The sequence below is a fragment of the Aeromonas sp. R6-2 genome, from assembly GCF_040908155.1.
Lineage (GTDB): Bacteria > Pseudomonadota > Gammaproteobacteria > Enterobacterales > Aeromonadaceae > Aeromonas > Aeromonas schubertii.
This window is the reverse complement of sequence record NZ_JBFODE010000010.1, coordinates 1-19176: the sequence shown is the minus strand read 5'-3', so window position 1 is coordinate 19176 and position 19176 is coordinate 1. Positions and strand designations below refer to the sequence as shown.

Genomic DNA, 19176 nt, shown 5'->3' with positions numbered 1-19176 from the left:
TCGATGCGCATAAAAAATCCGAAACCAATCAATAGGTTTCGGATTTTCACACATCAGAAGGATCGGTCAATGGATCCTTAACTGATCGGCATTAGCCCCCGGGCGCCTTTTGTTTGCCTATTTAAAGACCACTGTCTTGTTGCCGTGGACGAAGACCCGCTCGCACAGCACCAGCTCCAGGGCGCGGGAGAGCACGGATTTCTCTACATCCCGGCCGGCCTTGGCCATGGCCTCGGCGTCGAAGGCATGGTCCACATGGATCACGTCTTGCTCGATGATGGGCCCTTCATCCAGATCGTCGGTGACGAAGTGGGCAGTGGCGCCGATGATCTTGACGCCGCGGTTGAAGGCCTGCAGATAGGGGCGGGCCCCGATGAAGGCGGGCAGGAAGGAGTGGTGGATGTTGATGATCTGGCGCGGGTAGGCCGCCACAAATTCGGGGGTCAATACCCGCATATACTTGGCCAGCACCACATAGTCGGGGGTATAGCCGTCGATAAGCTGGCGCACCTGCCGTTCATGCTCCCCGCGCTCGAGCCCCTCGTGAGAGACCGTATGGAACGGGATATCGAACTTGCCACACAGCTCGGCCAGGGTGTCGTAGTTGCCGATGACGGCGGCAATCTCGATGTCGAGGGCGCCGGCATAGCTCTTCATCAAGATATCGCCGAGGCAGTGGGACTCCTTGGTGACCAGGATCACCACCCGCTTGGCGCCCGCTTTGACCAGACGACGGGAGGCTCCCTGGGGGAGAGCATCGTCGAGGTCAGCCAGCAGGGTCTCGTCATTGAAGCGGCCCTCCAGCTCGGTGCGCATGAAGAAGCGCCCCTGGGGGTGATCCACGAACTCGTCGTTCTTGATGATGTTGAGTTGGTGCTTGTAGCAGATGTTAGTGATCTTGGCGATCAGCCCCTTGGCGTCGGGGCAGTCGGTCAGCAGAATTTTCTTTTCCATTTTCTCTGTCATCGTGTCCATTGTGATGGGCGCAGTGCGCCGTTTTTGTCGCACTATGCCATGAGAGAGGGCGAGGGCGCCACGACTGCGTGACCGCTGCCGCAGAGGAGAACTTTTTTCAGGCTCGCTCTGGTCTCAGGCAAAGGTTTTCACTACCCTGTCGCTGCTTATTCTCAGGGCGGGGTGAAATTCCCCACCGGCGGTATCCTGCCTTGGCAGGGAGCCCGCGAGCGCCCGACGGTCGTCGGGGTCAGCAGATCCGGTGCGAGGCCGGAGCCGACGGTGATAGTCCGGATGAAAGAGGATAAGGGCATGGGTACGCGGGATTGCCTGCGTCCCTGTGCTTCTGTCTGCCTTTCCGTGCCCTGATTCTGGTATGTGTTAATCAACGGAGTATTACCATGAATCAGTCTCTGCTCTCCCCTTTTGGTACCCCTATTGAACGTGTCGAAGCCGCCCTCGAGGCCCTGCGTCAGGGTCGCGGTGTGCTGGTTGCCGATGACGAAGACAGGGAGAATGAAGGGGATCTCATCTTCGCCGCCGAATCCATGACCCCCGCCCAGATGGCGCTGATGATCCGCGAGTGTTCCGGGATTGTCTGTCTCTGCCTGACCGAGGAGCGGGTGCGCCGCCTCGAGCTGCCCATGATGGTCGAGGCCAACTCGAGCCAATACCAGACCGCCTTCACCGTCACCATAGAGGCGGCCGAGGGGGTCACCACCGGGGTCTCGGCCGCCGATCGCATCACCACCATTCGTGCCGCCATTGCCGACGATGCCCGTCCTTCCGACCTCAATCGCCCCGGTCACGTCTTTCCCCTGCGTGCCCGTGAGGGGGGGGTGCTGACTCGCCGTGGTCACACCGAGGCCACCGTGGATCTGATGACGCTCGCCGGTCTCAAGCCCTTCGGCGTGCTGTGTGAACTCACCCTGGAGGATGGCGCCATGGCGCGCCTGCCTGATCTGGTCGCATTCGGTTTGAAACAGGGTATGCCGGTATTGACCATCGAGGATCTGGTACAGTATCGTCTGGCACTGTTGAGACAGGGTCATCGATGACAGATGAGGTTTGTCATTTCATCTGCAATTGGTTACGCTCTGTCTCGGCTTTGATGGGAATTTCACCGTTTTTTGTTTCTTCTGATGCTTTTTTAAGCTGACGAAAAAAAAATGAGTGAAATAATGCATTTATCCTTGAAAAGCCCTATGCAAACTTCTTTTTATTTGTGCCATAATAACGCCGCTTGCTAAACGTCTGGCGAGTTAAAGGGAGCTAAAAATGAAAAAAATGCTGTTGGTAGGTGTTGTAGGTCTGTCTGCTCTGCTGGGCGGTTGTGCTAACACCGAGCTGGAAACTTCTGTTCAGAACCTGTCTAACAAGGTTGATCAGCTGGCTCAAGATGTTAGCGCCGTTCGTGCTGACCAGTCCAAGATCGCTGCCGACGTAGCTGATGCCAAGGCTGAAGCTGCTCGTGCTAACCAGCGCCTGGACAACATGGCTACTTCCTACAAGAAGTAATTCATGTAAAAAGTGGCGCAGGAAACTGCGCCATTTTTTTTGCCTGTCATCTAGTGGTCTGACCACTTTCGCATATCTTCCCTCCCATGCCCCTCTCATACCGGTAATAAGAAGCCGGTCGAGTGACCGGCTTGTCATCAGTAGAGCAGGCTGTAGAGCTTGCGCCGCCATACCGAGGCGACCGGGGTACTCCCCATGGTGTTGAGGATGTCGAGGTAGATCTTTCTCGCCTCTCCAAACCCCAGATCCTTGCGCAGTATGGTGATCAGCAGCTCCAGTGCCTCTTCCTGGCGACCCGCGGCGTTATAGAGCACGGCCAACTCCTGGCCGATGGCAAGGTCATCGGGACGGGTGGCATGCTGCTCCTCGAGGGCCCGCAGCTCGGGGCTGTCCGAGGCCTGACGCGCCAGATCCAGACGCGAGCAGAGCACCTGATAGTGATCGTCCTGGGCCACCATGGGAATGGTGGCAAGGCGCTGCTGCGCCTGATCCAGCTGGTTGAGATCCAGCTCGGCCTGAATGAGCCAGAGCGTGATGTCGTGGCGCTCGGGTGCCAGCTGATGGGCGCGGGTGAGCAGGGGGAGGGCCTCGCCGGCGTTGTCCTGCTCCAGATGCTCGCGGGCCTGGGTCAGCAGGGTCTCCTCCTCACGGGGGGCGAAGGCGGCAAAGTAGTGGCGCAGGGCGGCCTCATCCTGGGGACCTTCCAGAAACCCCTCCTCATCGGGTCTACCCTGATGGAATTTCACCAGGGCGGGCAGGGCTCGCAGGGAGAGCTGGGTCGCCAGAGACTGCAACTGGGGATCGTTCATATCGACCTTGGCCAGGGTCACCGCCGGATTGTTGTGACCGACCAGGGCTTCGACCAGGGGGGTCATCGCCTGGCATTCGGGCATCTGGGGGGCGTGGAAGTAGATCACCACCGGCTTTTGCATGGAGGCATCGAGCAGGGCGGTGTGAAAATTCTGGGGAGTAATGTCGACGATCATAGAGAGGCTCTCGCTACAGATTAATGGCTAGATGGGGGGGCTCGGGGCAGATTTCAAGCCTCTCGTCGAGCCAGTGGATGGCGAGATGATGAGTTCCCCGGGTGGCGAGGGCCAACCATCCCTCCTGAAAGGGGCTGTCGCTCACCTCGTAGGTGTGGTGATCGAGACGATTTTCCAGCCACCACTCCTGCTCCGGATGGAAGATAACGTTCTCGAGACCGGCAGCCAGCCCACCCCCGTGGGCCTTGAGGAGTGCCTCCTTGCGGGCCCAGAGCCGGTAGAAGCCATCTGCCTGGGAGGGCTCGGGAAGGGCGGCGAGCCATTGGCTCTCCTCGGGGGCGAAGAAACGCCGGGCCAGTTTCAGCAGATCCCGTGCCCGTCTTCCCAGCTCGAGATCGACGCCCACCGGCCCCTCCTGGCACAACGCCAGCACGGCCCAGTCACCGCTGTGGGTGAGGTTGAAGTACCAGGCGTCATCGAGCAGACAGGGTTTTCCCCCCGCCAGGGTGCCAAAGTGCAAGGGGTGTCCCGGGAGGCGCCGACCCAGCTCACGGCGCAGCAGGGCGCGGGTAAGAAGCCACTGCCTGGCCCGGCCGGGTGAGGTGAAACGGGCGGCATGCTGCCGTTCATCGGCCGGGAGGCACGCCTGCAGATCGGGCGAGATCTGCGTCTCCTCCCCGGTCAGGGAGAACAGGAAGAGGTCGACCCGATGCACCATTTTTCACTCCAAAATGCGCTTGAGGCGCCAATAAAACCATATTTGCTATCGGCAGGGTAGCCTTGTCGAGAATTGTCTATTGTTTGCCCATGATCACATTTGGCATGAAAAATAAGGAGTTTTTGCAAGAAAATGTGATGTCGATGGGTTTTATTTCTTGATCTGACCCGTTTCTTCTTTATAGTCGAAACCTGTTGTCTGCAAAGGTTCTGGGAACCTGATTGTAACTTATTGTTTACATTAGGGAGAGAAGGGATTGCGTTACTTGATGCTGCTGCTGGTAGCACTGGGCATGGCGGGTTGTTCATCGACGCCGGATCCGGAGCTTGCGAGCAAGATTGAGGTCTCCATGGTCGAGCCGGTGGTGGAGCCGGAAACCAGTGCCCCGAGCATCGAAGAGATCATGATGGTCTACAAAGAGTGGCGCGGTGTTCCCTATCGGATGGGTGGCACGACCCAACGTGGTGTCGACTGCTCTGCCTTTGCCCGCGAGGTGTTTCGTGATGCCCTCGGCGTCGAACTGCCCCGCTCCACCCGCTCTCAGGTTCACGAAGGGACCCGGGTTGCTCGCAACGAGCTGGTGGAAGGGGATCTAGTCTTCTTCAAGATCAACTCCCGCCTCAACCATGTGGGGATCTACGTGGGCAATGGCGAGTTTATTCACGCCTCGACCCGTAAAGGGGTGACCCGTTCCAAGCTGGACGATCGCTACTGGCGATCCAAGTTCTGGCAGGCACGACGCATCGAGATCTGAATCTTGGTCCCTCTGGAAAAACGGCTCCTCGGACGAACCGTTTCTCCAGAGAGATAGCAGGGGCTCCTTCGGGAGCCCTTGGCATTTCAGGGGGCTAGCCTCTATAGTGTGCGCCGGTTTTTAAGGCGAGCCTCCCCATGTCGACCACCCGCAGTGGACTCCACCCCCGCAACCGTCATCGCCACGGCTATGACTTCAAGATGCTGATCAAGGCCCATCCCCCCCTCGCACCTTTTGTCAGGCCAGGGCCCCACGGACGGCTCACCATCGACTTTGCCGACCCCCGTGCGGTCAAGGCCCTCAATGCCGCCATCCTGTTTGGCATGTATCGCCTGCGTTTTTGGGATATTCCGGACGGTTACCTCTGTCCCCCTATCCCGGGACGGGTGGACTATCTGCACCATCTGGCCGATCTGCTGGGGGAGGGCACAGCCCCCGGTGGCAAGCGGGTGCGTCTGCTCGACATAGGCACCGGGGCCAACTGCATCTATCCCCTGCTCGGACACCAGGAGTATGGCTGGAGCTTCGTCGGCTCGGATGTGGAGCCTGCCTCTCTCAGGAGTGCCAGTCTGATCGTGCAGAGCAATGCCCTGCAGCGGCAGATAGAGTGCCGTCTACAGCCGGATCGGCGCCATATCTTCCAGGGGCTGCTGCGCCCGGACGAGCACTTCGCCGCCACCCTCTGCAATCCGCCATTTCACGCCTCGGCTAAAGAGGCGAGCAGCGGCAGCGAGCGCAAGTTGCGCAATCTGGCCCGCGCCCGGGGTGAGCGTCAGCCGCAGGGGGGCAGGGAGCCGAGCCTTAACTTCGGTGGCCAGCACAACGAGCTCTGGTGCGATGGGGGTGAGCTGGCGTTCTTGCGGCGCATGATTGCCGAGAGTGCCGATTACGCCACCCAGTGCGACTGGTTTACCACCCTGGTCTCCAAGGGGGATAACCTGGCCCCGGCGCGCAAGGCACTGGCGGCGGTCAAGGCCGCCGAGGTGCGGGTGATCCCCATGGAGCAGGGGAACAAGGTGACCCGGATCCTGGCCTGGCGTTTCTCCAACACGGGGTCATCGCGCCTGCCTCCGGGGAAGATGTGAGTGACCACTTCGGCGTTTGGTACAGTTGTACGCCGAGATTTTTTTGCAATTTCACCTGCGACTTTCTTAAAATAACAACTGGTTTGACCTGTCTAAGGCACACCCGGACTGAAAGGAAAGGTTGATGAAGGTTGTCGATTTTCTGAAGCGCAAGAAGGAGATACTGGCGCAGCATCCATTTGAGCTCAAGGATTGGCTCTCTCCCGCCATACGCGATTATTGGCACGAGTTTCAGCAAAAGGCCCAGCACCATCCCCTGTTTGGTCGGGTGATCGAGTGGGGGGATGCCTCCCAACAGCAGGCACAGCCTGCCCAGGTGGCCGAGGCCCAGGTGGTCAACGGCACGCCCGAGGCGAACCCGATCGCCCTGGAGGGGGAGGCGGCTGCCGTCCATGATCGCCTGCTCGCCCAGGTGGGAGAAGAGACCCACGTCGGCGAGTGGCTGCTGGTGGATCAGGCCATGATCGACGGTTTTGCCCGGGTGACGGGGGATCATCAGTGGATCCACACCAACCCCGAGCGTGCCGCCGCCGAGTCGCCCTTCAAGACCACCATCGCCCACGGCTTCCTGACCCTGGCCCTGCTCCCGCAACTGACCGGCTCGGTCGACGAGAGCAACCCCGAGTTTCCAAGCGCCCGTATGGTGGTGAACTTTGGCCTCGACTCCGTGCGTTTTCCCTATCCCATCAAGGTGGATAGCCGCATTCGAGCTCGCACCAAACTGGCCCGGGTGACCCCGATCAAGGGGGGGATCGAGCTCCTCAAGGAGATCAAGGTCGAGATAGAGGGCGTGCGTCGTCCCGGTTGTGTTATCGAGTCGCTCACCCGCCTCTACTTCTGAGTTCGATGAGTGCAATCGACAGGGCCTGCGGGCCCTGTCGTCGTTACTGGCCTTCTGTCAGCGCCAGATAACGACCGCTGGTGTGCAGCCGGCGCAGCCCCGCATCGAAGTGATCGCGCATCGTGGGCTCGCGAAAGGCGAAGTGGTAGACGGTGGGCGCAAAGAGGGGGTTTTCGATGGCCCGCTGCGGGTCATAGACAGTGGGGGCCTCTTTGGCGAAGTGACGGCGGTAGTACTCGAAGATGCGCCGCTCCAGAACGATGGCCTGGGCGCGCCCTTCGAAGAGCTGGCGCACCTGGTGCTCCTGGCGGGGTTGCTCCTGATAGGATTGGCTCAATGTGGCGGCATGGTCGAACTCGGGACCCAGGATCTCGCGGGCCTTGGGGAAGGCGACCACATGCAGCCCCGCCAGCTCCTCGAGGCGGTTGAGCCGGTGAGGGGCCAACGTAAAGATGCGGTTATAGAAGGTGATAACGGGGGCCGACAGGTATCCCTTCTGCAGCATGCCCGGTTTGACGTTGATGATGGCATCGAGCTTGCCTTGCTCCATCAGCGCGAAGGTCTGGCGCAGGGGGAGATAGTGGAAAGAGAGGGTATAGGGGGCCCCGGCCAGCGCCTCGCGCAGCAGCGACAGCTCGATGCCGCTATCTGTTTCCCGGATGACATAGGGGGGAATGGCAAAGCTGACTCCGACCTTGAGCGTCTCGGCGGGAGCCGGGTTTGCCAGCAGCATCGGCAGTAGTGTGATCAGCGCTCTTGCCATCATTATCCCCCGACCTGTGTCGGGCCATTGTGACACACAATCCCCGTGAAAACGCCTATCCCAGCAATCCCTGCAGGGGATGGATCCAGACCGCCTCGCCGGTGCGAATGCCCGGCTGGGAGGGGAGGATCTCGATAAGGCAGTTGGCCCTCGACAGTGAGCTCAAGATCCCCGATCCCTGGGGACCCGTGGTGCGCACCTGCAGCTGGCCGTTGGCATCCTGCTCGGCGATGCCGCGCAGAAATTCGCTGCGTCCGGGGCGGCTTCTCATGGGCTCCAAGGCGCGGGCCATCAGGCGCCATGGCTGCCAGTTGCGGCCCTCCAGGGCATGCAGGGCCGGCAACACGAATTGCAGGAAGCAGACCACGGCCGCCACCGGATTGCCCGGCAAGCCGAAGAAGGGGGTCTCTCCCAGCTTGCCGAAGGCGAGCGGGCGTCCCGGGCGCATCTGAATGCGCCAGAAGGCCACGGCGCCCAGCTTCTCCAGGGCATCGCGGATATAGTCCGCATTGCCTACCGATACTCCCCCCGAACTCAGCACCAGATCGCACTCGGCGGCGGCCTGTTGCAGGACGCTCTCCATCATCGCCTGATTGTCGGGCAGGATCCCCAGATCCACCACCTCGCCTCCGGCACGCTCGATAAGGGCGCGCAGGGTGAAGCGGTTGCTGTCGTAGATGGCGCCCGGGCGCAGGGGCTCCCCCGGAGCCTGCACCTCATCACCGGTGCTAAAGAGCGCCACCCTGAGGGGGGCCAGCACCGTCAGCTCCGGGTAGCCCAGAGAGGCGGCAAGTCCCAGCTCCGGGGCTCCGAGCCGGGTGGCTGCGGGAATGGCGATGGCGCCGGCGGCGAGATCCTCTCCCGCCTGGCGCACATTCTGCCCCTGTTTCAGCGGCGCAGTAAAACGCACCATGCCTGCCTCTTCGATGGCCTGCTCGCGCATCACCACCGTATCGACGCCGGCGGGCAGCGGGGCGCCCGTCATGATCCGTACCGCCTCTCCGGGGGCCAGCTGCAGCGAGCTCGGGTGACCGGCCAGCACCTCGCCCATCAGGCGCCACTGGCCGCAGGCGAGATCCGTGCCGCACAGGCCATAGCCATCCATGGCCGAGTTGGCGTGGGGCGGCACATTGACCGGACTGGTCAGGCTGGCTGCCAGCACCCGGCCAAGGCACTGGGCCAGGGGCAGGGTCTGCTGACGGGGATGGGGGGTGAGGGCCTTAAGGATGCGCTCGCGGGCCTGCTCGACCGAGAGAAAGGCGGGGCTCAAGGCATCGCAGCCGCTCTCGGCCCGGGTCGGGGCGGCCAGATGGGCCTCGATAAAGTCGGCGATGGCCGCAACCTCGTTGAGCGGCAGCAGTGGCACCGGGAGCTCGAGGGGCACGTCCGAGGCGACCGCCAGCAGATCCTCGGGGCGTACCTCGGGCAGGGGTTTGCCCAAGGCGGCGCGGTGCAGGGCAATCTTGGGGATGGGGTCGTGCTTGAATCCCTCGACCAGGATGAGGTCGAGGGCGCGCCGATCCAGCTTGGCCAGCAGCTCGCCGAGGGGGGCCTCCCCTTGTGGGGTCTCGGTCAGGTGGGCGTGGCGCCGGGAGGAGGCGATCAGCACCTGGCTGGCCCCGGCCTTGCGCAGGCGCCAGCTATCCTTGCCCGGTTGATCCAGATCGAAGTCGTGGTGGGCGTGCTTGAGCACGGCCAGGCGCAGCCCCCGTCCGGTGAGCTCGGGGATCAGCTGTTCGAGCAGGGTGGTCTTGCCGGTACCGCTCCAGGCGGCGAAGCCGATGATGGGGAGATCGGGGCTAATTTGAGTCATGGCGGGCGAGCTCGTCGGGGCTGTTTAAATTGTCGAAGGCGTGGGGGCAGTCGGAGAAATCGGCCAGCACCATGGTGTGCCTGGCATACCAGCGGTCGATGCGGCGCTCTCCGGCGGCCAGGGTGGCGGCCAGGGATCCTCTGAGGGAGCGTTTGACCAGGGCGACCACGGGTTGCAGCCACTCCCCGTCGTGGGCCACCACCACCTCGCATTCGGGGGTGCGGGCGGCCTGGAGGCGTGATACCAGATCCCGCGGCAGGAAGGGGGTGTCACAGGGAACAAACAGTACCCACTCACTCGTGGCGGCCTCAAGCCCCGCCAGCATGCCGGCCAGGGGGCCGGGGTAGTCGCCCAGGGTGTCGCTCACCACGGGGGCGAGCGCCTGATAGCGCGCCAGATTGCGGTTGGCATTGATAAGCAGGCCGTCGACCTGGGGGGCCAGGCGCTCTTGCACGTGGCGGATGAGGGGCTTGCCCCGCAGGGGGATCCACCCCTTGTCGCTGCCTCCCATACGGGTGGCTCGGCCACCGGCGAGGATGACGGCGATGAGGGTGTCAGGCGCGTTGGACATGGGCATCTCTTGTTGGCATGCGATAGAGGGTCAGGGGGCTGCTCTCCTGTAACTGGCCGTGTTGCAGCAGCCAGTGGCGCTGGCAGTGGCGGGTCAACAGGTTCTCCTGGTGGCTGGTCACCACCCGGGCGCAGCCCCGGGAGCCCAGATCTTGCGTCAGATCGGCCATCAGGGCAATGGAGTGATGGTCGAGATTGGCGGTGGGCTCGTCGAGCAGCAGGAAGGCGGGCTCCAGCACCCAGGCCCGGGCCAGGGCCAGGCGCTGGCGCTCCCCCCCCGAGAGCAGCGACACATGCTCCCCCGCCAGGTGATCGAGATCGGCCCGGTGCAGGGCATCCACCAGACGCCTGGCCGATCCCCGCCGGGCCCCCCAGCCCAGGTTGTCGCGCACCGTGCCGTCGAACAGATAGGGGCTCTGGTGCAGGTAGATGACCCGCCCCGGCCCCGGCTCTCCCAGACCCAGGCGGCGTGCCAGCCGCAGGGGGAGGGGAGGGCGGTTATTGAGGCGTCCCCGGGTGGGGCGCTGCAGTCCGGCCAGGATCTTGAGCAAGGTGGTCTTGCCCACCCCGTTGGCTCCGCGCAGCCAGATGGCCTCTCCCGGCTGGATGGCGAGCTCGGGAATATAGAAGAGCGGGCGCTCGCCGAACTGCATATGGAGGTGGTGGGCGTGAAGGGCAAGCATGTCAGCTCCTCAGAAAGGCGCGCCCCTGCAGCAGCGCGAGCAAGAGGTTGAGCAGCAGGGCCAGGGCCAGCAGCACCATGCCCAGGGCAATGCCCTGGGTGAAGGCTCCCTTCTGGGTCTCCAGGGCGATGGCGGTGGTGATGTTGCGGGTGAAGTAGAGGATGTTCCCCCCCACCAGGGTGGCGCACCCCACCTCGGTGACGATACGGCTAAAGGCGGTCACCCCGGCGGCCAGCAGGCCGAAGCGGCACTCGTGGCACACCTGACGCAAGGCGCGCAGGCGAGAGCCCGAGAGGGTGAGCGCGGTCTCGAAGGCGCGGCGGTCACTGTGCTGAAAGGTGGCGTGAGACATGGCGGCGACCACCGGAAAACCGATCAGCACCTGGCCCGCTATCATCCCCTGCTGGGTGAAGAGCCACTGCCAATCCCCCAGGGGACCGGAGCGGGAGAGGAGCATATAGAGCAGCAGACCGATCACGACGGTGGGGATCGACTGCAGGGTGTGCAGCAGGGTGAGCCAGAGCCAGCGCGCCGGCAGAGGCAGATAGGCCAGGGCGAAGCCGAGCAGCAGGGCCGGCAACCAGCAGATGGCCAGCGCCAGCCCCGAGACGGTAAAGGAGATCCCGACTATCTGCCACAGGTCGGGATCGCCGCCGAGCAGCAGGCCGAGGGCCTGCCGGGTGGTCTCCAGCAGTGAACTCATGCCTGCTTGTCGGCGTCCGCCACAAACAGCTGCTTGCCGTTCACGCTAAAGCGGTTGATCAGGGCCTGACCATGCCGGGAGACCAGCCAGTCGCTGAGGACCCGGGCCCCCTGGGTATTGAGCTTGGGCCAGCGCTCGGGGTTGACCAGGATCACCTGATAGGGGTTGAACAGGCGCGGGTCCCCCTCCAGCAGCAGGGTCAGCTTGAGCTTGCCCTCATAGGCGAGCCAGGTGCCGCGATCGGTGAGGGTGTAGCCGCCCAGCTCGGAAGTCATGTTGAGCGTCGGCCCCATCCCCTGACCGATGGACTTGTAGCCCTTGAAGGCTGGGGTGATGCCGGCGGCCTGCCACAGGCTCTTCTCCTTGATATGGGTGCCCGACTCATCGCCGCGTGAGACGAAGGTGGCATCCTGCCCGGCCAGGGTCTTGAGGGCCTGGGCCGCATCCTGCTTGCCCTTGATACCGGCCGGATCGCTCTTTGGGCCGACCAGCACGAAGTCGTTGTACATCAGGTGGCGCGGCTCGATGCCAAAGCCCCCGTCCACGAACTTCTTCTCGGCGCTCGGGGCATGGGTCATCACCAGATCCACGTCGCCATTCTCCCCCATCTTGAGGCTCTGGCCGGTGCCGGCGGCCAGCACCTGCACCTGATAACCGGTCTCCTTGGTAAATTGGGGCAGCAGCCAGCCCAGCAGGCCCGACTGCTCGGTGCTGGTGGTGGTGGCGAGGCGGATGAGGGGTTTGACCGGCTCGGCCTGGGCCAGTTGGCCGAGCAGCAGGGTGCCGAGTAACAGGGCGGCGAGGCGTTTCATGAGATTCTCCATTGGCTGGTGACTGGGGCCCGCTCCGGGGGCCTCCTGGATGGGGGATCCTGTTAGCAAGGGGAGTGCCAGCTCGAACGATATTAATAAAGTTAATATAAAACAATTGGTTAATGTCTGATTTTGAGCGCGGGGGCCGGCCCCTGTGCGACATCCCCTTGGTTTATAAGGGTAAAGAGGACAAAATGTCTCACCCTTTGGCGGCCCTTGGGCCCGGATTGTCCCAGTGCGAGAACTCCCATGACATTGCCCCTCCCCAGCTGGTCTGCCCTCTCTTTGCTCATCGTCGATGACGAGCCCGGCATGCGCTCCTTCCTGTGCAAGGCGCTGGCCAGGCGCTTCGCCCAGATCGAGGTGGCCGCCAGCGTGGAGGAGGCCGAGGCCCTGCGCAGCCGGATGCACTTTGACCTCATCATCGCCGACATCCGATTGCCGGGGCGCTCGGGCATCGAGTGGCACGAATCCTTGCAACCCGAGGAGCGCCGCTCCGATCTCATCTTCATGACCGGCTTCGGTGACATGGAGTCGGCCCTGCGCGCCCTGCGCCTCGGGGCGAGCGACTTTATCCTCAAGCCCTTCAACCTCGAGCAGATGGTGCAGTCGGTGGACCGCGTCATCGCCCGGCGCCGACTGGAGCGGGAGAACTGGCTGCTGCGCCAGGAGGTGAGCAAACACTTCCCCATGCAACTCATCGGTGACTCGGCCAACACCCGCGATCTCAAGACCCTGATCGCCCGGGTTGCCCCTTCACCGGCTGCCGTGCTGGTGGAGGGGGAGTCGGGCACCGGCAAGGAGCTGGTGGCCCGCGCCCTGCACCAGCTCAGTGGCCGCAGCGGTGCCTTCGTGCCGGTCAACTGCGCCGCCATTGCCCCCGAGCTGCTCGAGAGCGAATTGTTCGGCCACCTGCAGGGGGCCTTCACCGGCGCCCGCAAGGGGCGCGATGGGCTGTTTCGTGAGGCGCACCAGGGGACGCTGTTTCTCGACGAGATCGGCGAGATGCCCCTGGCCATGCAATCCTCCCTGCTGCGGGCCCTGGAGCAGAAGGCGATCCGCCCGGTCGGGGGGGAGCGGGAGCTGCCGGTGGACGTGCGCATCGTCGCCGCCACCAACCGCAACCTCAAGGCCGAGGTAGAGGCGGGGCGTTTTCGCGCCGATCTCTACTACCGCCTCAACGTGGTCACCCTGCGGGTCGCCCCCCTGCGCGAGCGCCCCGAGGATATCCCCGCCCTGGTCCACCACTTCACCACCCGCCTCACCGCCGAGATGGGGATGGAGCCCCTCCACTGGACCCACGAGGATGTGGCCGCCATGCAGGGCCACGACTGGCCCGGCAATGTGCGGGAGCTGCGTAACCTCATCGAGCGCAGCCTGCTGCTCGGCAAGCCCCCGGCCCTGGAGTGGCAGAGCCCGGCCCGCTCCGAGGGGGGCTATCCGGACGAGTGGGATCTGGCGCGGGTGGAGCGCGCCCATATCGAGCAGGTGGTGGCCTGCTGTGACGGGAACAAGTCGGCGGCGGCCCGCATCCTGGGGGTGGCCCGCAAGACCCTGGAGCGCAAGTTCAAGGAGTGGGAGTCGTGCTAGGGCGCCTGCCGCTGCGCTGGCGCACCCGGGTGCGTTGGCGACTGCTCACCCTCACCTCTGTGCCCATCCTGGTGACCCTGGTCGGCATGCTGGGGCTGACCCTCTACTGGACCCTCACCTACAGCTGGCAGAATCTGCTCAGTCGTGCCCGGGCCGATCTCGGGGTGGCCCATCAGGCGCTGGTGGTGCAGCAGGAGCACCAGAGCGAGTTTCTCACTCACCTGCGCGACAGCTGGCGTTTTCAGCAGCAGCTGCGCCACACCCCCCAGGCGCTGGGGGCGTGGCTCGCCCACCCGGGGGAGCGCGGCGCCCTCGATCTGGTGCGCCTGCGCCGGGACATCGATCTCGCGGCCCTGCCCCTGTGGGTGGCCGAGCAGTTGCAGCGGGGCCAATCGGTCAACCAGTTTGCCCTCTGGGATGAGCCGGCGCTGGCGGCGCTCGACCCGGCCCTGGCCCGCCAGGCGCGGATAGGGGAGGAGACCCGCGCCATGGTGAGCCTCTCCTGGGTGCCGGTCAGCGGCCCCGACGGGCGGCTGCAGGGAGTGCTGGAGGGGGCCATGCTCATCAATCGCAACGGCCACCTGGTGGACCGGCTGCGGGATCAGGTCTTTGTGCGCGGCACCCTGCCAAGGGGTGAGCAGGGGGCGGTGACCCTCTTTCTCGGGGATCTGAGAGTGAGTACCAACGTCCCCGCCGACAGCGAGCAGGGGGCCGGACGGGCGATCGGCACCCGGGTCTCCGAGCCGGTGCGCCGCCACGTGCTGGAGCGTGGCGAGGTGTGGGTCGACCGCGCCTGGGTCCATGATGCCTGGGCCGTGTCGGGCTACGAGCCCCTGCACAACCTCTATGGCCAGGTGATCGGCATGCTCTATGTGGGCTTTCCCGAGTGGCCCTTCGTGCGCACCTATCTGGTCAATCTGATGGAGCTGGGGGGCTGGGTGGTGGTGATCCTGCTCTTCTCCGGCCTGCTGGTCTACCGGGGGGCGCGGGATCTCTTCTCCCCCATCGAGCAGATCCACCGGGTGGTGCGCGCCACCCGCCGCCAGCAGGAGGCGCGTATCGGCGAGCTCGGCCTCGATCCCGCTCACGAGCTGGCCCAGCTCGGGCGGCAGTTTGACGCCATGCTCGATCTGCTGGCCGAGCGCAACCGTCAGATAGCCAGCGCCGCCGGCCTGCTGGAGGAGAAGGTGGCCGAGCGTACCGAGCGGCTGCATCAGAAGACCGCCGAGCTCGAGGCCCATATCCGGATGCTCACCGAGGCGCGCCAGCAGCTGAGGGTGAGCGAGAAGCTGGCGGCCCTCGGCGAGCTCTGCGCCGGGGTGGCCCACGAGATCAACAACCCCCTGGCGGTGATCCTCGGCAACATGGAGCTGCTCAAGATGGAGCTCGGCGAATCGCCCCCCGACGAGATAGAGCAGGTGCTGGCCCAGGTGGATCGCATTCGCGCCATCACCCGCAGCCTGCTGCAATACTCCCGGCCCGGCGAGTACGAGACCCCCCCGGTGTGGCAACACCTGGGCCCCATCATCGGGGAGAGCCTCACCCTGGTGGGGGCCACCTTGCGTCAGCAGGGCGTGGCGGTCGAGAGCCGGCTCGCGGCAAGCGCCCCGGTAGAGGCCGACCGCCAGCAGTTGTTGCAGGTGATGATCAACCTCCTGGTCAACGCCGGCCACGCCATCGCCCGCCAGCGGGAGCAGGGAGGCACGGCGGGGCGCATCGAGGTGACCACCAGCGACTGGTGTGAGCGAGGGGAGGTGTGCGGCGCCGAGATCCGGGTGCGTGACGATGGCTGTGGCATCCCCCCCGCCCTGCAGGATCGCATCTTCGAGCCCTTCTTCACCACCCGGGCCAACGGCACCGGCCTTGGCCTGGCCCTCTGCTATCGCATCGTCGACCGTTGGGGTGGCACTCTGCAGGTGAGCTCGGTGCCGGGGGAGGGGAGCTGCTTCACCGTGCGTCTGCGCAGCCGTGCCCGGCTCAAGGGCGTCGACGCGGGCGGTGCCGACGCCTGGCGGCTGGGGGTGAGCGGCTAGCCCTGGGGGCTCCAGAGGGGTTTGCCACAGCCGGCCAGATCATAGCCGCCGAGACGGGCGGCCAGCTCGCGCCCCTCGCTCCCCTGCAGCCACTCGATCAGCTGCTGCAGCAGGGTGCGAAAGAAGACCCCCTGGGGCATCACCAGATCGAAGCTCTCCTGGGAGAGCGGCAGGAAGCCCAGGCCAAACTCGGTGGCGGTAGAGAGGGCCCCCGGCCCCACATCCGCCTCACCCCGGCAGAGGGTGGCGGCCAGGCTCTGCTCGCTGTCGCAGCGGGCCAGGGTGCTGAGATCCTCCATCGGGCGTCCCTCGGTGAGCAGCCACTCCTGCAGGGCGCGCTGGCTGCCCGCCCCCTCCTGGCGCATCGCCCAGTTGAGCGGCAGGGCCGCCTCCACCGACGAGAGGGTGAGCCCAGGGCGCAGGATCAGCCCCTGCATGCGGCGAAAACCGTGCACCAGCACCCACTGGCGGTGCCCCTGGTATTGCTGGATCAGGGCCGGATGGCGCAGGTGGGACTCCTCGGCCCGTCCCCAGTGCACTGCGCACAGATCCACGTGGCCGCGCGCCAGCATGGCCAGCCCCTGACGGGTGCCGCACGGGGTATAGCCCAGCAGGGCGTTGCTGCCGAGGCGCTCGGCCAGACGGCCGAGCCCGTGTTGCAGCAACACATCGTCAGAGCCGGCCAGGATCAGCCGATCGTTCATCACCCCGTCATGGCAGCTGCCGAGCAGCCAGCGATCGAGCAATGACTTGGGAAACAGCCACTTGCCGGTCGCCTTGGTGGCCGGGATGCGCGCCTCGTTGGCGAGCTGGTACACCTTCTTCTCGTTCAGATCCAGATACTCCGCCACCTGGCGGGCATTCATAAACTCGGTCATAAAAAGGGCTCTGCCACCTGTCGGGCACTCATAAACCCGGTCATCAAAGGAGCCCCGGGCTTAGCCACGGCGCACCCCCTCCAGCACAGGGGGCTTGTCGTCGAGCTCGAGATTGTCCTGGCCGGTAAAGACCTGGAAGTGGCGCCCCTTGGCGCGGGCAATCATGGTGATGCCGAGGCGCCGGGCCAGATCCAGCCCCATCTGGGTGACCCCCGAGCGCGACAGCAGCACCGGAATGCCCATCTGCGCCACCTTGATCACCATCTCCGAGGTGAGCCGCCCCGTGGTGTAGAAGATAAGATCCTCCCCCGACGCCCCCGAGAGCCACAGCTCACCCGCCAGGGTATCCACCGCATTGTGGCGCCCCACGTCCTCCACAAACGAGACGATCTCGGTACCCCGGCACAGGGCGCAGCCGTGCACGGCGCCGGCCATCTTGTAGGTGTCGTTGTGGGCCGAGAGCGCCTTGAGCAGCCCATAGAGGGTGCTCTGGCGCACCCTGGGTTGTGCCAGCACCACCCCTTCGAGCTGTTTCATCACGCTGCCATACATGGTCCCCTGACCGCAGCCCGAGGTGACCGTCTTTTTCTCCAGCGCCTTGTCGATGCCCCCGGTCGCCTCGGCGGTTACCAGGGCGGCCGCCTCGCTCTCCCAGTCCACGATCAGGGATTCGATGGCCCCCAGATCCCGGATAAAGCCCTGATTCTTGAGATAACCCAGCACCAGTGCCTCGGGGCGGGCCCCCAGGGTCATCAGGGTCACCACCTCCTTCCAGTTGAGATAGACGGTGAGCGGCCGCTCGCAGGCGATATGCTGGGTGTGGCACTCCCCCTGCTCGTCGATAATCTCCACGGCCATGGTAAGCCGGGCGGCGGCATTGCTCTTGATAAAGGTCGGTGTCATAAGGCCCTCGTGACCGGTTGCCGGGATCTAAGGGGAGGGATACAGCAAGATTTGTTCCAGATTATGTAAAAATAATGTTTGTAGTTATAAAGTGAGGGAGAGCTCTAAAGTTTTAATTATGAATTTATTGGATTAAAAGTATGCCTTGGACGAGTTGTATGACCTAAATCATAATGCTGACATTATTTCTGTGAGGACATGAGAAATGTCAGATGATGAAATTGAATATGGCGCTATTTTAGTCGATACATCAATTTTTGATGGTAATGGATTAAAACTGGAAAAAGGGTTGTTGGGAAAACTGTCACAATTCAAAAAAAGCCCTATAGAATACATTTTACCCGATGTGGTGAAAAATGAAGTTCAGCGGCACTTAGAAAGTAAAATTAGTGCTTCACGTGCAGCTTTAGAAAAAGCCCTCAATGAGGCTGGTGACCATCTCTTCTTTGATGGTAGTGAATTGAATGATGCAAAGAAAATGCTTGTTGACAGTAAAGAGGTTAATGGACTCGCTGAGAGTCGGATGAATAAATTTATAGATTCCACAGGCGCTTTGGTTCTGGAAACTGGGAGTTACGTTTCAGTTTCTGACTTACTTTCTAAATATTTTTCCAATGAGCCACCATTTGCAGAGACAGGGAAAAAGAAAAATGAATTTCCTGACGCTATAGTTCTTATGGCTGTTGAAGCTTGGGCTGATAAGAATAACGAATATGTTCTAGCTATTGCCAAAGATGGAGATTGGAAAAATTTTTGTCAGAATTCAACGAGAATAAACTATCAAGATGATTTTTCTCGCGGTTTGGAAGTTTTTAACCAAACCAATGCACCATATACGTTGTTAGCAAATCTTGAGACAGCTTTAAATTCAGGTTCGGCCACGAAGTTTCTTGCTGAAATAAACTCTCTTTTAGAATCTGCTTTGGATGGATTTACACCAGATCAAGAAGCTGATTCAGCGTTTTATTGGGAAGCTGATGGTAGTCATGGCTGGTTCAAAGATTTCTCATTGCTTGAGCATGAGTTTCGTATAGTTGAAAAGGATGAAGACTGGGTCGTGTTAGAAGCCTCAGCTAATATTGTTGTCGAGGCAGAGGGTGATTTTTCATTATCTGTATATGACTCTATTGATAGAGATCATGTATCGATGGGAGGAATAACTGTACGAGTGGAACGTGAGTTCGAGTCGGAAATTTTAATTACAATTTCTGGTGACCTAAATGGCCCGGTTGATGAACTATCTATAGATGAGGTTGAAATTGTAAGTCCTATAAATACCATCGACTTTGGATATATAGAGCCAGAGTATGATGATTACGAAGAGTAGTTTCGTATCATGGGCCAAATCGTAGGTTGGTGCTGAACGAAGTGAAGCCCAACGTTTACCGCGAGCAATTTCCAAAGGCAATAATCGGATAATTCAGCGTTATTCGATTATTGCCATCCCCTCGCTCCTGCACAGGTTGATGGGTTTTACGGTAACCGTTCACCGACAGGGGCTTGACGCACACAATTCGGCAGGGATGGGGTAATTCGTTTTCTCGATGCAGGCCCGGACGACGGCGCGCAGCC

The 19176-nt window shown here is 62.5% G+C and carries 20 protein-coding genes and 1 riboswitch; of the genes, 8 read left to right on the top strand and 12 right to left on the bottom strand.

Going from position 1 to position 19176, the window contains the following annotated elements:
* Positions 1 to 117: 117 nt before the first annotated feature.
* Entirely contained in the window at positions 118 to 954 is an 837-nt protein-coding gene (gene purU / locus AB5Y48_RS02130) for a formyltetrahydrofolate deformylase (RefSeq protein WP_060585179.1), read from the bottom strand.
* A gap of 165 nt (positions 955 to 1119) precedes the next feature.
* Positions 1120 to 1264, top strand: a riboswitch (FMN riboswitch).
* A gap of 91 nt (positions 1265 to 1355) precedes the next feature.
* Here purU and ribB point away from each other — a divergent pair.
* Together ribB and AB5Y48_RS02120 are read left to right on the top strand one after the other, a co-directional pair.
* Entirely contained in the window at positions 1356 to 2012 is a 657-nt protein-coding gene (ribB, locus tag AB5Y48_RS02125) for a 3,4-dihydroxy-2-butanone-4-phosphate synthase (RefSeq protein ID WP_050664589.1), read from the top strand.
* Positions 2013 to 2232: 220 nt separating this feature from the next.
* A complete protein-coding gene (locus tag AB5Y48_RS02120) occupies positions 2233 to 2472 on the top strand; it encodes an Lpp/OprI family alanine-zipper lipoprotein (RefSeq protein ID WP_005363258.1) in 240 nt (79 codons plus the stop codon).
* Between the two features lie 137 nt (positions 2473 to 2609).
* On the opposite strand, the gene AB5Y48_RS02115 is transcribed toward AB5Y48_RS02120, so the two are convergent.
* Both AB5Y48_RS02115 and AB5Y48_RS02110 read right to left on the bottom strand, forming a co-directional pair.
* On the bottom strand, positions 2610 to 3458 hold the full coding sequence (locus tag AB5Y48_RS02115) for a tetratricopeptide repeat protein (RefSeq protein WP_368163649.1): 849 nt from the start codon (positions 3456 to 3458) through the stop codon (positions 2610 to 2612).
* 13 nt (positions 3459 to 3471) lie between these two features.
* Positions 3472 to 4176 (bottom strand): 4'-phosphopantetheinyl transferase superfamily protein, encoded by a 705-nt coding sequence (locus tag AB5Y48_RS02110; RefSeq protein WP_050664591.1) that lies wholly within the window; start codon positions 4174 to 4176, stop codon positions 3472 to 3474.
* Between the two features lie 268 nt (positions 4177 to 4444).
* Between AB5Y48_RS02110 and AB5Y48_RS02105 the strand changes: the two genes are divergently transcribed.
* The 3 genes from AB5Y48_RS02105 (at position 4445) to AB5Y48_RS02095 (ending at position 6856) form a co-directional block, all read left to right on the top strand.
* The gene (locus tag AB5Y48_RS02105) at positions 4445 to 4930 is read left to right on the top strand and encodes a C40 family peptidase (protein WP_050664715.1); all 486 of its coding nucleotides are present in this window, start codon (positions 4445 to 4447) and stop codon (positions 4928 to 4930) included.
* A gap of 137 nt (positions 4931 to 5067) precedes the next feature.
* Entirely contained in the window at positions 5068 to 6015 is a 948-nt protein-coding gene (rlmF, locus tag AB5Y48_RS02100; protein WP_368163647.1) for a 23S rRNA (adenine(1618)-N(6))-methyltransferase RlmF, read from the top strand.
* A 124-nt stretch (positions 6016 to 6139) separates the two neighbouring features.
* Positions 6140 to 6856: a MaoC family dehydratase gene (locus tag AB5Y48_RS02095; protein WP_060585191.1), complete on the top strand. Its 717-nt coding sequence runs from the start codon at positions 6140 to 6142 to the stop codon at positions 6854 to 6856.
* A 43-nt stretch (positions 6857 to 6899) separates the two neighbouring features.
* Here AB5Y48_RS02095 and AB5Y48_RS02090 read toward each other — a convergent pair whose 3' ends face one another.
* Genes AB5Y48_RS02090 through AB5Y48_RS02065 form a run of 6 tightly spaced genes read right to left on the bottom strand, consistent with a single transcriptional unit; the run spans position 6900 to position 12200 of the window.
* Positions 6900 to 7619, bottom strand: a complete 720-nt coding sequence (locus AB5Y48_RS02090; protein WP_368163645.1) for a substrate-binding periplasmic protein — start codon at positions 7617 to 7619, stop codon at positions 6900 to 6902.
* Between the two features lie 55 nt (positions 7620 to 7674).
* Entirely contained in the window at positions 7675 to 9432 is a 1758-nt protein-coding gene (locus AB5Y48_RS02085) for a bifunctional molybdopterin-guanine dinucleotide biosynthesis adaptor protein MobB/molybdopterin molybdotransferase MoeA (protein ID WP_368163643.1), read from the bottom strand.
* Entirely contained in the window at positions 9419 to 10003 is a 585-nt protein-coding gene (gene mobA, locus AB5Y48_RS02080) for a molybdenum cofactor guanylyltransferase MobA (protein ID WP_368163642.1), read from the bottom strand. Before mobA ends, AB5Y48_RS02085 begins: the two co-directional genes overlap by 14 nt.
* Positions 9987 to 10685 (bottom strand): ATP-binding cassette domain-containing protein, encoded by a 699-nt coding sequence (locus tag AB5Y48_RS02075; protein ID WP_050664597.1) that lies wholly within the window; start codon positions 10683 to 10685, stop codon positions 9987 to 9989. The genes mobA and AB5Y48_RS02075 overlap by 17 nt, the downstream gene beginning before the upstream one ends.
* Position 10686: 1 nt before the next feature.
* On the bottom strand, positions 10687 to 11388 hold the full coding sequence (locus AB5Y48_RS02070; protein WP_050664598.1) for an ABC transporter permease: 702 nt from the start codon (positions 11386 to 11388) through the stop codon (positions 10687 to 10689).
* Entirely contained in the window at positions 11385 to 12200 is an 816-nt protein-coding gene (locus AB5Y48_RS02065; protein WP_136613888.1) for a substrate-binding domain-containing protein, read from the bottom strand. Before AB5Y48_RS02065 ends, AB5Y48_RS02070 begins: the two co-directional genes overlap by 4 nt.
* Before the next feature lie 249 nt (positions 12201 to 12449).
* Between AB5Y48_RS02065 and AB5Y48_RS02060 the strand changes: the two genes are divergently transcribed.
* On the top strand, positions 12450 to 13790 hold the full coding sequence (locus AB5Y48_RS02060; RefSeq protein ID WP_368163639.1) for a sigma-54-dependent transcriptional regulator: 1341 nt from the start codon (positions 12450 to 12452) through the stop codon (positions 13788 to 13790).
* Complete coding sequence (locus tag AB5Y48_RS02055; RefSeq protein WP_050664601.1) at positions 13775 to 15823, top strand: ATP-binding protein; 2049 nt, start codon at positions 13775 to 13777, stop codon at positions 15821 to 15823. The genes AB5Y48_RS02060 and AB5Y48_RS02055 overlap by 16 nt, the downstream gene beginning before the upstream one ends.
* On the opposite strand, the gene AB5Y48_RS02050 is transcribed toward AB5Y48_RS02055, so the two are convergent.
* The gene (locus tag AB5Y48_RS02050; protein WP_082177848.1) at positions 15820 to 16689 is read right to left on the bottom strand and encodes a helix-turn-helix transcriptional regulator; all 870 of its coding nucleotides are present in this window, start codon (positions 16687 to 16689) and stop codon (positions 15820 to 15822) included. The genes AB5Y48_RS02055 and AB5Y48_RS02050 overlap by 4 nt on opposite strands.
* A gap of 72 nt (positions 16690 to 16761) precedes the next feature.
* A complete protein-coding gene (locus AB5Y48_RS02045; RefSeq protein WP_050664603.1) occupies positions 16762 to 17604 on the bottom strand; it encodes a formate dehydrogenase accessory sulfurtransferase FdhD in 843 nt (280 codons plus the stop codon).
* Between the two features lie 205 nt (positions 17605 to 17809).
* Between AB5Y48_RS02045 and AB5Y48_RS02040 the strand changes: the two genes are divergently transcribed.
* On the top strand, positions 17810 to 18931 hold the full coding sequence (locus AB5Y48_RS02040) for a PIN domain-containing protein (RefSeq protein WP_368163636.1): 1122 nt from the start codon (positions 17810 to 17812) through the stop codon (positions 18929 to 18931).
* 55 nt (positions 18932 to 18986) lie between these two features.
* Here AB5Y48_RS02040 and AB5Y48_RS02035 read toward each other — a convergent pair.
* A partial coding sequence (locus AB5Y48_RS02035) for a hypothetical protein (RefSeq protein WP_368163635.1) occupies positions 18987 to 19176 on the bottom strand: 190 nt, incomplete at its 5' end.

What these genes read in the sequence shown, in the direction of transcription:
- purU (WP_060585179.1), bottom strand. Translation starts at nt 954, where the DNA reads ATGGAAAAGAAAATTCTGCTGACCGACTGCCCCGACGCCAAGGGGCTG.
- ribB (WP_050664589.1), top strand. Translation starts at nt 1,356, where the DNA reads ATGAATCAGTCTCTGCTCTCCCCTTTTGGTACCCCTATTGAACGTGTC.
- AB5Y48_RS02120 (WP_005363258.1), top strand. Translation starts at nt 2,233, where the DNA reads ATGAAAAAAATGCTGTTGGTAGGTGTTGTAGGTCTGTCTGCTCTGCTG.
- AB5Y48_RS02115 (WP_368163649.1), bottom strand. Translation starts at nt 3,458, where the DNA reads ATGATCGTCGACATTACTCCCCAGAATTTTCACACCGCCCTGCTCGAT.
- AB5Y48_RS02110 (WP_050664591.1), bottom strand. Translation starts at nt 4,176, where the DNA reads ATGGTGCATCGGGTCGACCTCTTCCTGTTCTCCCTGACCGGGGAGGAG.
- AB5Y48_RS02105 (WP_050664715.1), top strand. Translation starts at nt 4,445, where the DNA reads ATGCTGCTGCTGGTAGCACTGGGCATGGCGGGTTGTTCATCGACGCCG.
- rlmF (WP_368163647.1), top strand. Translation starts at nt 5,068, where the DNA reads ATGTCGACCACCCGCAGTGGACTCCACCCCCGCAACCGTCATCGCCAC.
- AB5Y48_RS02095 (WP_060585191.1), top strand. Translation starts at nt 6,140, where the DNA reads ATGAAGGTTGTCGATTTTCTGAAGCGCAAGAAGGAGATACTGGCGCAG.
- AB5Y48_RS02090 (WP_368163645.1), bottom strand. Translation starts at nt 7,619, where the DNA reads ATGGCAAGAGCGCTGATCACACTACTGCCGATGCTGCTGGCAAACCCG.
- AB5Y48_RS02085 (WP_368163643.1), bottom strand. Translation starts at nt 9,432, where the DNA reads ATGACTCAAATTAGCCCCGATCTCCCCATCATCGGCTTCGCCGCCTGG.
- mobA (WP_368163642.1), bottom strand. Translation starts at nt 10,003, where the DNA reads ATGTCCAACGCGCCTGACACCCTCATCGCCGTCATCCTCGCCGGTGGC.
- AB5Y48_RS02075 (WP_050664597.1), bottom strand. Translation starts at nt 10,685, where the DNA reads ATGCTTGCCCTTCACGCCCACCACCTCCATATGCAGTTCGGCGAGCGC.
- AB5Y48_RS02070 (WP_050664598.1), bottom strand. Translation starts at nt 11,388, where the DNA reads ATGAGTTCACTGCTGGAGACCACCCGGCAGGCCCTCGGCCTGCTGCTC.
- AB5Y48_RS02065 (WP_136613888.1), bottom strand. Translation starts at nt 12,200, where the DNA reads ATGAAACGCCTCGCCGCCCTGTTACTCGGCACCCTGCTGCTCGGCCAA.
- AB5Y48_RS02060 (WP_368163639.1), top strand. Translation starts at nt 12,450, where the DNA reads ATGACATTGCCCCTCCCCAGCTGGTCTGCCCTCTCTTTGCTCATCGTC.
- AB5Y48_RS02050 (WP_082177848.1), bottom strand. Translation starts at nt 16,689, where the DNA reads ATGAATGCCCGCCAGGTGGCGGAGTATCTGGATCTGAACGAGAAGAAG.
- AB5Y48_RS02045 (WP_050664603.1), bottom strand. Translation starts at nt 17,604, where the DNA reads ATGACACCGACCTTTATCAAGAGCAATGCCGCCGCCCGGCTTACCATG.
- AB5Y48_RS02040 (WP_368163636.1), top strand. Translation starts at nt 17,810, where the DNA reads ATGTCAGATGATGAAATTGAATATGGCGCTATTTTAGTCGATACATCA.